The 14786-nt window shown below is 39.4% G+C and carries 13 protein-coding genes; 4 read left to right on the top strand and 9 right to left on the bottom strand.

Features of this window, described 5'->3' with window-relative positions:
• Nucleotides 1-196 precede the first annotated feature (196 nt).
• The 8 genes from hemL to ACY10D_RS06505 all read right to left on the bottom strand — a co-directional run bounded on the left by hemL (nucleotide 197) and on the right by ACY10D_RS06505 (nucleotide 8735).
• Nucleotides 197-1489 carry a glutamate-1-semialdehyde 2,1-aminomutase gene (gene hemL / locus ACY10D_RS06540; protein WP_486999961.1) on the bottom strand — a complete coding sequence of 431 codons (1293 nt, stop codon included), beginning with the start codon at nucleotides 1487-1489 and terminating at the stop codon, nucleotides 197-199.
• A gap of 35 nt (nucleotides 1490-1524) precedes the next feature.
• The gene (gene gshB, locus ACY10D_RS06535) at nucleotides 1525-2481 is read right to left on the bottom strand and encodes a glutathione synthase (protein WP_486999960.1); all 957 of its coding nucleotides are present in this window, start codon (nucleotides 2479-2481) and stop codon (nucleotides 1525-1527) included.
• Between the two features lie 201 nt (nucleotides 2482-2682).
• Nucleotides 2683-3210, bottom strand: a complete 528-nt coding sequence (locus tag ACY10D_RS06530; protein ID WP_486999959.1) for a GNAT family N-acetyltransferase — start codon at nucleotides 3208-3210, stop codon at nucleotides 2683-2685.
• Between the two features lie 66 nt (nucleotides 3211-3276).
• Nucleotides 3277-3621 carry an iron-sulfur cluster insertion protein ErpA gene (gene erpA / locus ACY10D_RS06525; protein WP_192482984.1) on the bottom strand — a complete coding sequence of 115 codons (345 nt, stop codon included), beginning with the start codon at nucleotides 3619-3621 and terminating at the stop codon, nucleotides 3277-3279.
• A 31-nt stretch (nucleotides 3622-3652) separates the two neighbouring features.
• Nucleotides 3653-5731 (bottom strand): polyribonucleotide nucleotidyltransferase, encoded by a 2079-nt coding sequence (gene pnp / locus ACY10D_RS06520; RefSeq protein WP_486999958.1) that lies wholly within the window; start codon nucleotides 5729-5731, stop codon nucleotides 3653-3655.
• Between the two features lie 47 nt (nucleotides 5732-5778).
• Entirely contained in the window at nucleotides 5779-6045 is a 267-nt protein-coding gene (gene rpsO, locus ACY10D_RS06515; protein WP_192482986.1) for a 30S ribosomal protein S15, read from the bottom strand.
• A 141-nt stretch (nucleotides 6046-6186) separates the two neighbouring features.
• Entirely contained in the window at nucleotides 6187-6840 is a 654-nt protein-coding gene (gene pyrE, locus ACY10D_RS06510; protein ID WP_486999957.1) for an orotate phosphoribosyltransferase, read from the bottom strand.
• Nucleotides 6841-7388: 548 nt separating this feature from the next.
• On the bottom strand, nucleotides 7389-8735 hold the full coding sequence (locus tag ACY10D_RS06505; protein ID WP_486999956.1) for a dihydroorotase: 1347 nt from the start codon (nucleotides 8733-8735) through the stop codon (nucleotides 7389-7391).
• Between the two features lie 265 nt (nucleotides 8736-9000).
• On the opposite strand from ACY10D_RS06505, the gene ACY10D_RS06500 reads away from it, so the two are divergent.
• The 4 genes from ACY10D_RS06500 to alr are packed head-to-tail and all read left to right on the top strand — an operon-like array spanning nucleotide 9001 to nucleotide 14063.
• Nucleotides 9001-10482 carry a class I adenylate-forming enzyme family protein gene (locus ACY10D_RS06500; RefSeq protein WP_486999955.1) on the top strand — a complete coding sequence of 494 codons (1482 nt, stop codon included), beginning with the start codon at nucleotides 9001-9003 and terminating at the stop codon, nucleotides 10480-10482.
• Nucleotides 10475-12289, top strand: a complete 1815-nt coding sequence (gene pabB, locus ACY10D_RS06495) for an aminodeoxychorismate synthase component I (protein WP_486999954.1) — start codon at nucleotides 10475-10477, stop codon at nucleotides 12287-12289. Before ACY10D_RS06500 ends, pabB begins: the two co-directional genes overlap by 8 nt.
• 17 nt (nucleotides 12290-12306) lie before the next feature.
• Nucleotides 12307-12906 carry an anthranilate synthase component II gene (locus tag ACY10D_RS06490; protein WP_486999953.1) on the top strand — a complete coding sequence of 200 codons (600 nt, stop codon included), beginning with the start codon at nucleotides 12307-12309 and terminating at the stop codon, nucleotides 12904-12906.
• On the top strand, nucleotides 12879-14063 hold the full coding sequence (gene alr / locus ACY10D_RS06485; RefSeq protein ID WP_486999952.1) for an alanine racemase: 1185 nt from the start codon (nucleotides 12879-12881) through the stop codon (nucleotides 14061-14063). The genes ACY10D_RS06490 and alr overlap by 28 nt, the downstream gene beginning before the upstream one ends.
• Here the strand turns inward: alr and elbB are convergent.
• Nucleotides 14030-14701 carry an isoprenoid biosynthesis glyoxalase ElbB gene (elbB, locus tag ACY10D_RS06480; protein WP_486999951.1) on the bottom strand — a complete coding sequence of 224 codons (672 nt, stop codon included), beginning with the start codon at nucleotides 14699-14701 and terminating at the stop codon, nucleotides 14030-14032. The genes alr and elbB overlap by 34 nt on opposite strands.
• Between the last annotated feature and the right edge of the window lie 85 nt (nucleotides 14702-14786).

Genomic DNA, 14786 nt, shown 5'->3' with positions numbered 1-14786 from the left:
AAGCATGAATCTTCATTATATTTTTATTGTACAGTAGATGATAAATCAAATTTTATAATTTTGGTGCGAAATATGGGTTATAGTCCTACATTTACAACATTAATATGATTTATTCCCCCTACTCTGCTCGCAGCTAGATAGCCCCGAGTATGTCAGATTATATCCAGACTCATACAATTTAAGTTTTAATGATAAACTAACCAATTACAGCTTCTTTTTTTAGAAACTCTGCAAACAATACAACTGTTTTATCAATCTCTTGGTCGCTATGTGCAATCGACATAAAACCTGCCTCAAATGCGGATGGCGCGAAATAAACACCATGCTCAAGCATAAAGTGAAAAAAACGATTAAAGCGCGCTAAATCGCACGCCTTAACATCATCAAAACTTAGAATATCTTGTGCATCAGTGAAAAACACGCCAAACATACTACCCAAAGATTTTGCTAAAAATGGAAAGCCTTGTGCTTGAGCCGCTTGATTTAGCCCATCAACAAGCTTTTGTGTTTTGGTTGTTAGCGCCTCATAGAATCGCTGTTGCGAGATCTTATCTAACGTGACTAATCCTGCGATCATTGCCACTGGATTGCCTGATAATGTCCCTGCTTGATACACACCACCTACAGGTGCGATAAGCTCCATAATTTCTCTTTTGCCGCCAAAGGAACCCACAGGCATGCCGCCACCAATCACTTTACCAAAGGTTGTTAAATCAGGAGTGATTTGATATAAGCCTTGCGCGCCCGTTAGACCAACACGAAAGCCTGTCATCACTTCATCAAAGATAAGTAAAGCCCCATGCTCATCACATAATTGACGCAAGCCTTGTAAAAATGCTTTGGTGGGTTCAATCAAGTTCATATTGCCAGCAATTGGCTCTAAAATAATACAAGCGATTTGCTCGGGATATGTTTTAAATAAATTAGCAACACTCTCTAGATCATTAAATGATGCTGTTAATGTATCTTTAACCGTATCTTTTGGCACACCTGGTGAATTTGGTACACCAAGCGTTAACGCGCCAGATCCCGCTGCCACTAAAAACTGATCAGCATGACCGTGATAGCATCCAGCGAACTTAATCACCTTGTCACGTTTAGTGTAGCCTCGCGCTAAGCGCACAGCACTCATTGTTGCTTCAGTGCCAGAGCTAACAAAGCGCACCATATCAATGCTATCAATCAAATCACAAATCTTCTGGGCAAGTTTTACCTCAAGCTCGCATGGCGCACCATAGCTTAAGCCAAGTGCGGCCTGATCTTGCACTGCTTTGATCACATCATCATCAGCATGTCCCAAGATCATCGGCCCCCAAGAACCAACATAATCAACATATTCATTGGCATCAACATCATAAACATAAGCACCCTTTGCCTTAGCAATAAACTTAGGTGTGCCACCAACACCTTTAAACGCACGCACGGGTGAGTTAACACCGCCTGGAATATATTGCTTTGCTTGATTAAACAAATTTTCTGATTTTGTCATTTTATTTATTCCTATCTATTTCTATTTCTTCTTATTTACTTTCGATTGATCACTCGATCTTCAACGACATCCATCAGCATATCTGTTGCATTGACACCACTTTCATTAAAAATTTGTTGCGTCATCGTTGGACTGGTTATATTAATCTCAGTCAAACAATTACCAATAACATCAATGCCGGCAAATAGCACGCCACTTTGTTTGAGATCCCTGCCAACAATGCTAGCAATTTCATACTCTTCAGCCGTAAGCTTTCTTACCACCGTTGATGCGCCACGCGCTAAATTGCCACGACTATCATCACCACTTGGAATGCGTACCACCAAGTATTCTAATGGCTCACCATCTACGATTAAGATACGTTTATCACCATCTTTAATCGCTGATTGATATTGCTGCACCATAATAAATTGTGATTCATATTTTGTGATTGTCTCTAGAATGACATTTTTATTGGGATCATTTGGTTGGATACGAAAAATTGACTCGCCCCCCATACCATCAAGCGGCTTAACCACCACATCCTGATAATCATCAATAAAACGCTTAATATGCTTAAATGAACGACTCACCATGGTTTTTGGCGCCAAATCAGTGTAACGCGTAATTGAAAACTTCTCATTGGCATCTCTTAAGGTTTGCGGCTTATTGATAATTAACGCACCTTGCTTTTCAGCCACTTCCAAAATATAGGTCACATAGACAAATTCCATATTAAACGGTGGGTCCTTACGCATAAAGATCGCATCAAAATCACCTAGTTTCACTTTATTCATTGGGTTTAGGTGATACCATTTGTTATGTTCTTTGCTTGCAGTGAGCGTTAGTTCACACCCTTCTCCATATGCAACACCATCCTCGACAAATATATCTTCTAGTTCAAACACATACTGTTGCCAGCCTTTCTTGGCAACCGATAGCATCATCATATAAGCAGTGTCTTTTTTGATATTAAAGGTATGTAATGGATCAATAATAAAGGCGACTTTCATATGGTTCCTTAAGTCAACACGATAAACTTATGCTAATTCTAACATCATTGTACCGCTCGTAAATCATTTTGCGGTGTTTAATTTCAACGCATTTTGTGAAAATTTTAATAAGCTGAATTGCAGGTAATAGCTATGACTATTCTCAAAACTCAACTTATTAAAATCACATAAAAGGCAAAGGAAGAAATACTGTAAAATGGTTTATGATCGGTACCAATATTGATCATAGAATTGATTGTGCACTTTTATTGATTTTGGCTCTGTAGCATAAATCTCAAAGCCCAGTTGTTGATATAATGCCAGTGCTGCAGTATTTCCAGTCGCGCAATGCAAATGTAGATGCGTCACAGAGTTAGCAGCATGCTTGATTACTTGCTGCATCAATTGCTTAGCTACACCCTTACCACGAACAGCTAGGGAGGTATACATGCCCCAAATCATTCCGCGATGCGCGGTTTTAGCACTCTTCAAAGACGAAAAACCAACACAGCCAATTATATCTCCACCATCAAAAGCCGCAAAAACATCATTTTTCTCGAGCATATTTTTGAAATACTGATCATTACAACGCAAGGTTTCCTCATAGGATGAACCAAAGCTCTGAGGTGAGTCTTTTAACGCTTGTAAGCGTATTGTTTTCCATAATTGCCAATCGGCAGATGTAAGCAACCTAATACAAATATCAGCCACTGATTCAACTCCATTATTGAGTAAATTATTGCAAGACATTACTCTCGCCCCAGTGCCATATAACCGTAGGGGCGTATTGTATACGCCCTATAATTTGAAAAAAACTTAAACAGAAAAAGAAGAGCCACAACCACAGGTGGTTTTAGCATTTGGGTTACGAATAATAAAGTGAGCACCTTCGACATCTTCTTTATAGTCGATATCAGCACCGACAAGATACTGGAAGCTCATCGCATCTACCAATAAATAAACACCATGATTCTCAAAGATCATATCATCTTCTTTTTGCGCTTCATCAAAGGTAAAGCCATATTGAAACCCCGAACAACCACCTCCAGTGATATATACGCGTAGCTTCAAATCGTTGTTGTCTTCTTCTGAGATTAGCTCTTTTACTTTCAAAGCAGCTGCATCAGTAAAATTAAGCGGTTGTGCCTGTTGGACGCTCATTTTGCTTTCTTTTGCTCCCTTATTTCACTTACTATTCTTGAACTGGTACAAGCTTGATTTTGCCCATACGATCAATGTTTTGCACCATAACATTCATGCTTTTGCCTTCTGCCATTGTATTTGGATTAACGCCAATGCTCTCAAGATCAGCAAATGGCAATAGACCATCTTTACCAGGCAGAATATTAATAAACGCACCAAAATCTAGGACTTTAACGACTTTACCGCTATAGGTTTGACCAATTTCAGCACTGGCTGTTAATGCTAACACTTCTTCAATGGCAGCATTTAATGCATTACGGCTCTTGGCAAAAATTTTCACCTCACCATTATCAGAGGTATCAATCGATGCACCAGTTTTCTCAGTAATACCTTTAACCGTCGCACCACCCTTACCGATTACATCACGGATTTTGCTTGGATCGATTGTAATGACTTCAACTTGTGGCGCATTATCAGAGGTTTCTGTTTTATACTCAGAAATAACTTCATTCATAATGCCCAAAATATGTAAACGACCTTCGCGGGCTTGTTCAAGGGCGGCATGCATGATCTCACGCGTAATACCCTTGATCTTGATATCCATCTGCAAAGCTGTTACACCATAGCGCGTACCCGCGACTTTAAAGTCCATATCACCCAAGTGGTCCTCATCACCCAAGATATCTGACAATACCGCATATTTATCGCCATCTTTAATGAGCCCCATTGCAATACCTGCAACAGGAGCGGCTAACGGCACGCCGGCATCCATCATTGACAGTGATGAACCACAAACTGTTGCCATCGAACTTGAACCGTTTGACTCCGTAATTTCAGATACCACACGGATAACATAAGGGTAAGCATCTTCATTTGGGAATACAGCTTGTGTTGCACGTTTCGCCAAATTAGCATGACCAATCTCACGACGCTTAGGTGTGCCAATCATACCCGTTTCACCAACTGAGTATGGCGGGAAATTATAATGTAACATGTAGCGATTTTTCTTATCGCCCCCTAAAGTCTCAACCAACTGTGCATCGCGATCATTACCTAAAGTTGTCACCACTAAAGCTTGTGTTTCACCACGTGTGAACAACGCTGAACCATGCGCTTTAGGTAAAACACCTGTGCGCACATTAATTGGACGCACTGTACGTGTATCACGACCATCAATACGTGGCAAGCCACTTAAAATATTTTTACGAACGACTTCTTTTTCAATGTCGTGGAAAATTGTTTTAATCTCTTCTACAGAAACTTCTTCTAACTCAGTTTCATCAGCAACAATAGCTTCAACCACTGTTTTACGTAATTGGTTGATTGCCTCAACACGCTTTTGTTTTTCAGTTTCTTGATAAACTGCTTTAATCTCACTGTAAAAACGTGATTTAATTTGCTCTTTTAATGCCTTATTTTCCGCTTGTGGCATAAATTCCCAACGCGGCTTAGCAGCATATTTCGCTAAGTGATTAATTGCTTCAATGATCACCTGCATTTCTTTGTGACCATATAAAACAGCACCAAGCATGACATCTTCTGGCAAACTTTTTGCTTCTGACTCAACCATCAACACGGCATCTTTCGTACCGGCGACAACTAAATCCAACTCTGAAATATCTAGTTTGGCAAATGATGGGTTTAAAACATATTGCCCATCAATAAAGCCGACACGCACACCAGCAACAGGACCCTCAAATGGCACCCCAGATAATACCAACGAAGCCGAAGCACCGATCAGCGCTGGAATATCCGGTGGCACCTCAGAATCATATGATAACACGGTTGCCACAACTTGAACTTCATTATAAAAGCCCTCTGGAAACAACGGGCGCAACGGACGGTCAATCAAACGAGCCGTTAAGGTTTCGTTTTCACTTGGTCGCCCTTCACGACGTGGAAACCCGCCTGGAATCTTACCTGCTGCGTATGCTTTTTCTTGGTAGTTGACTGTCAATGGGAAGAAATCTATACCTTCTTTAGCCTCTTTTCGCGCTGCAGTCGTTACCAATACAACGGTGTCGCCCATAGTAACCAAAACCGAACCTGCCGCTTGACGCGCCATTGATCCAGTTTCTAACGTTACTTGATGTTGTCCTAACTGAAAGACTTCTTTAAATATTTTCACGTGTGTACCTTATTATCATTGTTTTGCGGTGTGTCGTATCTTTGATCTTATCTACGTAAACCTAAACGCCCGATCAATGCGCGATAGCGCTCGATATCTTTGCTCTTCAAATAGTCAAGAAGCTTACGACGCTGACTGACTAAACGCAACAAACCACGTCTTGAGTGGAAATCTTGTTTATGCGATGCAAAATGCCCTTGCAACCCGGTAATGCGAGCTGTCAATAATGCAACTTGTACTTCTGGTGAGCCCGTATCGCCTTCTGAACGTTGATATTCAGAAACGATCGATTGTTTTTGCTCGGTGCTTAACATAGTGTTTTCTCCTAAGATTTATTTCTTTTGTTAAACTTCCCATGTGATATTTGATATATTTAACCATAAAAAACATCGTGACAGCTTAGCAACGGCCGTATGATACATGCTTTTGAGAGAAACAACAAGCACAGCCAAAGCTTATTTTTGCGCCACTGAATACTTTTGCTGATAGCTTTTCATACGCTCAATCAACTCATGCTCAATCTGCCCTTTTTCTTTAAGATAGTCAATTAAGTCATTTAGATTGCCAATCGCATAAACAGGAAATTGATAAGCCTTCTCAACCATTTTAACGGCTGATATTTCCTCGTTAGGAGCAATTTCTTGACGATCTAGCGCAACACAAACGCCTTCAATGCTCCCACCATGATCTCTAATGATCTCAATAGCCTCTTTAATCGCCGTGCCTGCAGTGATCACATCATCGATAATTAATACTTTTTTATTCTTGATATCAGCACCAACAAGCATGCCACCCTCGCCATGATCTTTCTGCTCTTTACGGTTGTAACAGAAACCAATATCTTTACCGTAACGACTATATAAAATAGAGGCGACAAGTGCCGCCAAAGAGATACCCTTATAAGCAGGACCAAATAACACATCAAATTGTACCTTGCTCTCTATTAATTTAGCCGCATAACACTCTGCTAATTGATGCAAGGTCTTGCCATGATTAAACAGCCCTGCATTAAAGAAATAAGGGCTAATACGCCCTGATTTTAATGTAAATTCACCAAACTTAAGTGCCGATGCCTCAATGGCAACATCAAAAAAATTATAGTCATTCATATTTACTTATCCACTTACCTCATCATAGAGTATGGCTAATATATATTAGTTTTATGCCGCTCGTAACTGGTTTTGCTTAATTGCTTAAAATAACTTACAAAGATGTATCAAGATTAATACATTAGGTTACACCTTTGAAACTGCATCTAGCAATATCAGAACATATAATATACTTATACCAAACAAATAACAGCCTAAGAAAACTTATGATTTTTTATATGATGCACTGGTTAGCAAATGATGAAGCACAAAAATATGCCAATACACAAACTAATAATAAGTAATAGGAGAGCATGATGAATCACTATGGTTTTTACTGGATGACAGTTGAGAAACACCTTTTAGAAGCAAGCAATCAACAAAATAACTCACAAAAGAGTAGTCATAAAATTAATGGGCTAAGACTAAATATTCATCCACAAGTGTTCACCGTACCCTGAGCGTAAGTCGAAGGGTAATCACACTTCATAGAGGCTTCGACTTGCGCTCAGCCAACGCTTACACAATCAAAGTAGGCAGGAATATGGTCATAGCCAATTAATGACTGATTAAAACGCCGCAAAATCTAGGCTCACACCTAAGTCATCTGCAACAATGCGCCCATGATCATACTTCAGAACACCATTAATAAATGTTTTATTAATTGTTGATGAAAAAGTTAAGCCGCTAAACGGTGACCAACCACATTTTGATTTTGCCGCAACATCACTCATATGCTGTTGCGCATTAAGGTCGACTAACACCAAATCAGCCCAATAACCCTCACGGATAAAGCCGCGCTCTTCAACCTGATAGATTATCGCTGGCGCATGTGAAGTTTTTTGAACAACTTTCTCCAATGAAAAAACACCTTGATGGTAATACTCAAGCAATGACAATAACGCATGCTGCACCAATGGCAAGCCAGATGGTGCCTTGAAGTAACTTTGATGTTTTTCAGCCCACGTATGAGGTGCGTGATCCGTGGCAATGACATCTAATACATTATCATTAACAGCTTTAAGCAACGCCAAACGATCTTCTTCTTCTTTGATTGCAGGATTACATTTGATTAAAGCGCCCCGCGCGTGATAATCCTTGCGTGAAAAGAATAAATGATGTGCACAAACCTCAGCAGTAATACGCTTGTCAGCAAGTGACATATTTTTGTTCTCCGCAAACAATTGCAACTCATCTTTGGTGGTAATGTGCAGCACATTAAGCTTAGTGTTAAACTTTTTAGCCAGACTAACTGCCAAGGTAGATGATTTAATACAAGCTTCTCTGCTTCTAATCAAAGGATGCAAATCAAACGGTACATCTTCACCATATTGCGCACGATATGCCGCTTCATTTTGCGCAATCATTGGTGTGTCTTCACAATGTGTGGCAATAAGAATCGGCGAATTAGCAAAGAAGCTTTCTAAGGTTTTAACATTATCAACCAACATATTGCCGGTTGATGCACCCATAAAGATCTTAACGCCACAGGCATCCCCTGGGCTTAAACGTTTAAGCTCATCAACATTATCATTCGTTGCACCCAGATAAAAAGCATAGTTAGCATGTGATTTGGTTGCCGCTAGTGCTTTTTTTGCATTGAGTCGCTCAATCGTCACCGTTGCAGGGTTACAATTAGGCATCTCCATATAGGAGGTAATACCTCCGGCAACTGCCGCTTTTGACTCACTCTCAATATCCGCCTTGTATGTCAATCCAGGCTCACGAAAATGCACTTGATCATCGATCATACCAGGCAACAAATGTAGCCCTTCAGCATCGATTACTTTCACATCAGAGGTGGTAGAAATATCTTGGGCAATCTTGGCAATTCTACCGTCTTTTACTAATACATCAGCGACAAAAACTTTGCCCTCATTGACAATCGTTGGTGACTTGATTAAATAATTTGACATTGCTTTATCATCCTTTTAGCTCATTTTGCAATGCCATCATTTTATATCAGCATACTTCACTTTTATAGTAATGAATCAAGAATAAATTGCGTTTTAATTCCCTCTCACCCGTTCACTCTAAGCTGAACGACATATCCCACAAGAGGAAAGGTGCTAGCTGATACTACTTATTTTGATGGCAAAGCATGCACTAAAGATTCAATTGTTTTAAGTTACTCTTTACCCTAAAATATCGATTTATTGACAATAGGTATTAAGAGCCGGCATGTTAACATCCACTGACATTCAAACTGTTGATCACTTTCTAGCGCATCTAAAACGCTTAGATGATACGCCAATGTTTATCTATCAAAATCAAGTGTTTAGCTATGCGAACATGTATGATTACACTTTTAGCATTGCCCACTGGTTAAAAGAAAACAACGCAACTAAAGTCATGTTTGCAATACATAACTCACCTTTTTCTGTTGGGCTTTTTTTTGCAAGTTGGTATCAAAGAATCAACTGTATACCAGTTAACCCACGCTTTATTGCCAATGAGTTACTTGAGCTTGTTAAAAGAGCCAAGCCAGATCTGTTAATAATTGAACCAAAGCAGCACTCTGAGGCACTTAATCATTATTGCCAAACTCAGCAGATTACACTTGTTATTATTGATAATGCTTTAGATTATTTACAGCGCTTAAAGAAAGCCTCCAGCACTGATACTACCGATTTACCTCAAGCCCAAAATGAAGGTATCACCTATCATATAAGCTCTGGCACGGGTGGGCACTATAACTTTCATGGACATTACACGCATCAAATTCTAGCTTATGCCTATGCCCGTCAATTTGATTATGGTCTTAATAAAGGTTATATATCCCTTGTGCATCTTTCATTTAATCACGCCTATGCCTTTTCATATCAGCTATTACCCAACATAGCTCTTGGCAATTGCATGGTATTAGCGCCTAGCTTTGATGCAACAACCTCACTCAAACTGATTAATCAACATAAAGTCACAGCATTGGCACTACTACCAACAATGTATTACCAGTTAGCACTTGAAGCCCAGAAAACGCCAATAACCCATAAACTTAGGCACTTAAGCGTTGCAGGTGATCAGCCAAGTGAATCTTTAATACATTTGATCAAAGAAACCTTTAATACACCGTTACTAAACGGCTTGGGAATGACCGAAGTCTATGGCTATGCGCAAAATCTTACAGCGTCTAGCGTTTACAATAAAATCAAGATTTTTGATGATGTCGAGATAAAAATTGAAGCGATTGAACACGATCATCTTAAGCATGTTAACGATGATCATAAGCACATTGGCGAGCTATATATTAAAGCACCGATGCAGCCAATCTCTCACCAAGGAAAGTGGCTAGCCACGGGTGATTATGGATATATTGATGATACACGTCATTTATACTTTCTTGGGCGTATTAAAGATATCATTGTCAAAGGTGGCTCTAAAATTGCACCATTGGAACTTGAGCACTATCTTCATCAAATGCCGCAAATTGAGCAAGTTACAGTTATTGGTAAGAAAGATGATATTTGGGGTGAGCTTATCTGTGCATGCATTGCTACCAAAGATAATCAGTCACTTACTTTAGAGACCGTTAACACATTTATCACGCCATTTCTTGCCGCATATAAACATATTGATCAGCTCTATTTATACCCGCAACTCCCCCTTAATATCACCGGTAAAATTGACCGCTTTCGCTTAAAAAAAGAGATCGACAATGCCTAACAATCATCTACCTCCATTTGCTTATCTTGAAAACACTTTAGACAGCAGTGACAAGAGTTTTTATTTTAGCAAACCATATAGTGAAGTCCTATGCACTGATCCCAAGATGCTAAAATTTGCATTTGCAAAATTAGCAGAATTACAACAACAAGGCTTATATCTTGTTGGTTTTATCAGCTATGAAGCAGCTTATCATTTAAACCCTGATTTTACTTCCTTGAAAACAGCATCTCAAAGGCTCAACACGCCACTTTTACATTTTATTGCCTTTGAGCAATGTTCACCAGATCTACTTCAAACTCAGATAACCACTACTACTAATAGCACTGCAATAGACCTGATTTATGACCCACTCTCTCAATTGCAATATGCCAGAGACTTCAAGCGTGTACAACAAGCATTAACCGATGGTGAAAGCTATCAGATCAACTATACCAAGCGCATTAAGTTGCGATCCAGCTTAGCTCCTTATGAGCTTTACACGCAACTAAAAGCACAACAACCGGTGAGCTATAGTGCTTTTCTACCATTTAAGCCAATGACTGTTTTATCGTTTTCACCTGAGCTATTTTTTAAAAAGCAAGGCGACACCATCACAGTAAACCCTATGAAAGGCACTAGCAAACGTTTTGATGATCACAATGACGATCTACAATCCTATGAATTTTTACGAACAGACCCAAAAAACAAAGCCGAGAATTTAATTATCGTCGATCTATTGCGTAATGACCTTGCTCGTATTTGCGATAGAGGCTCAATTAAGGTCAGTAAGCCCTTTGCGATTGAAACCTATAAAAGCGTTTATCAAATGACCTCAACGATTTCCGGCAAAGTCGATAGTAACATCCCTTTTGCCGATATTATTGAGCATTTGTTTCCCTGCGGCTCGATCACTGGTGCACCCAAGAAACGCACGATGGAAATTATTCAACAGCTTGAACCTCCGCGAGGTTTATACACAGGTTGTATCGGCTATATTATGCCAAATAATGATATGTGCTTTAGTGTTGCTATTCGCACATTAACACAACAAAATAATGAGCTATGGCATTGCGGTGTTGGTGGCGGTTTTACCATTCAGTCTACACAAGATGACGAATGGAAAGAAATGACCACCAAAATTCAATTTATCAAACGCTTGTATCACCCTCAGTTTCAACTGATTGAAAGCATGCTTTATGATAAAAATGGGCTTACATCGTGTGATTTACATCTTGAACGTTTATGCAATTCCGTATCTGTTTTACACTTTACTTTGGATATAGCAAAGTTAAGAATTGCATTATTGCAATATTGTGAAACACTCATCACGGCAAACAATGAACAATATAAACTTCGAGTTGCTGTGGATTATCACGGGCATTTGACGATTACGCATCAACAACTTGAGCAATCACCCACTCCTTATCACATTGAACTATTTATTTGTCCTGAGCAAATAGACTCAAATAACCCGCTATGGCAGCATAAAACCGATGATCACAGCACACGTGGCTTTTATACACAGAAGCACAGCCAATATATTGCGGATAAGCCAAATTGCGAGCTTATTTTCCTCAATGAACAACATCACCTGACTGAAGCACGTTTTTATAATATTATCATTGAAATCGATGATATCTTATATACACCACCTGTTAGTGATGGTCTATTACCTGGCATTGCGCGCGCTAAACTACTTCAAGCTGGGCAAATTCATGAGCGCTCAATTTCTATAGAAGAACTAAAATCAAGCAAAAACATTTACCTTATTAATGATGTTCGAGGTAAAATATCGTGCTTTTTAAGCGCACAAACAACCATGTAAGAAGTATAAAAATTAAGATGTTACTGTTTATTGACCACTATGATTCATTTGCCCATATTTTAATGGATTATTTTGCCCAATTGGGTGAGAAAATTATCTCATTCAAATCAGATCAACTTGATCAATCGATTGATTACAGCCAATTTAGTGGCGTCATTATAGGGCCAGGTCCTGGACACCCTGATGAATTAACACATTTATACCCTGAGATCAAACGCATCATTGATAGCAACATACCGATTTTAGGCATTTGCCTTGGTCATCAGTTATTAGCACAATACTTTGGCGCTAAAGTCATTCATGCAGCTAACATTATGCATGGGCAATGCAGTTTAATTCATTTTACCAACCACTCACTCTACCAAGGGCTACAATCGCCTTTGACAGTAACACGCTATCACTCACTGATTGTTGACATCACAAGCTTACCAGATGATTTACAACCAATCGCACTGACGATGAACAATGAGCTCATGGCATTTGCACATAAGCACTTAACTATCTATGGCATCCAATATCACCCTGAGGCTTATTTGACAGAATCAGGATTAAAAACATTACAAAACTTTCTTTTAGCGAATAAGCGCTTGTGCTTAGAGCAAAAGGCGTTATCCTAGTCCAATCCATTGATTTAATAGCCTTTGATGTTATCACCATGACAGCAAAACATCACAATTTACGTGCCTTTGCGCATATTAATATTTGTCATCTATTGGCAAATCTTGCCAATATCCGTGCATTGCACGCAAATAAATCCATGATTATTATGCTCAAAGCGAACGCCTATGGTCATGGTGCGGTTGAGATTGCTAAGGCATTAGATGGTTTATGCGATTATTTTGGCGTTGCTAGTGTTGAGGAAGGTATCGAGCTTATTTTGGCAGGAGTTAAGAAAACCAAAGTCATTGTTTTTTCAGGATTTTTCTCCAAAGACATGGTACAAACACTTATTGACTACAGACTTATTCCGATTATTCATAGCGCCTATCAATATGAGTTACTTGGTCAGTATTTTCAAAATAAACACGCTGAGATATGGCTTAAAATCAACACAGGAATGAACCGCTTGGGGTTATCAGAAGACGAGTTTGAAGTGCTTTACACTCAAGCACAATCATATCATAAACCTCTCAATGCATTAACGCATTTAGCCGAATCAGAATCTTGTGATCAATCTTTTACATTAAAGCAATTACAACACTTTCAAGCATTAATCAAAGATAAATCATTTGTTCATATCAGTGCCTTTAACTCAGCGTCCTCACTCTTAAATAATAATGATTTTAACACCAACACCATTCGCATTGGTTTAGCGCTTTATGGTGCATGTGCTGCCGCACACCCATTATTAAGGTGCACACTTAAGCCTGTTATGACATTGCATAGTCATATTGTAGCAATTCAATCCATTGATGTGGGGGATTCCGTGGGTTATAACCGCCAATATATTGCCAAATCAAAAACCCAAATCGCCATTGTGACAATTGGTTATGGTGATGGTTATCCGCAAGCTGCTCCTAACGGCACCATGGTGGCCATCAATGGCAAGCTTTACCCTACTGCAGGCAAAGTCTCGATGGATCTGATGGCAATTGATATTGGCATGAATAAAAATATTCATATTGGTGATAATGTCACTTTGTTTGGCACTTCTGATTTGTTAGTTGATGATGTTGCCACACATATAGGCACTTCAAGTTATGCCATGCTTACCGCGATTAATCCGCGTGTTGAGCGATTTTATTTAACTTCTGCTGATGCAAAGACAACATGATCTACACTCAAAGATACAACTGCTTCAACTAAGTGATCTATTCCTGATGCCACTTCTGCAATACTTTGCCCGATCATATACGCCGGTGTACTTACCACTTTATTTATTTGGTCAATACATATTTCAGTAACACATTTATTAACGTGCTTGGCACCTTTATCCTCAACAATATCAGCCGTTGTTTGATCATTGCCAATCGTTAACGTTACATTGGGGTATATTGCCGCGGCAATAACAGGGGCAACACAGGTAAAGCCAACAGGCTTTTGTGCACTTTTAAACTTGTTGATAAATGCTAAAACAATTGGCTCGACAACAAAACTACTATCTTGCTTCAGGGCAAAATTACATAGGTTTTTAGCCGCACCAAAGCCACCTGGGATAATCAGTGCTGCATAGTCATCTGCATTGGCTAAGGATAGATCCTTTATTTCACCGCGGGCGATGCGTGCTGCCTCAATCAATACATTGCGTGATTGCGGCTCTTGATCACCTGTTAGATGATTAATCACATGATGCTGCATGATATTTGGTGCAACTATCTCATATTCAATACCACGTTTTGATAAAGATAATAATGTCAACACAGCCTCATGAATTTCACTACCATCATAAACACCACATCCTGCCAATAACACGGCTACTTTCGAGACTGTTCACTCAACTGTGTCACCCTAAAGCTCAAGTTTTAACCGTTCAGGAAAAAAGATGTTGAGCTGTGAA

The sequence above is a fragment of the Cysteiniphilum sp. genome, from assembly GCF_057495195.1.
Note: the sequence above shows the minus strand (reverse complement) of the source record. Positions and strands in the feature narration are given on the sequence as shown.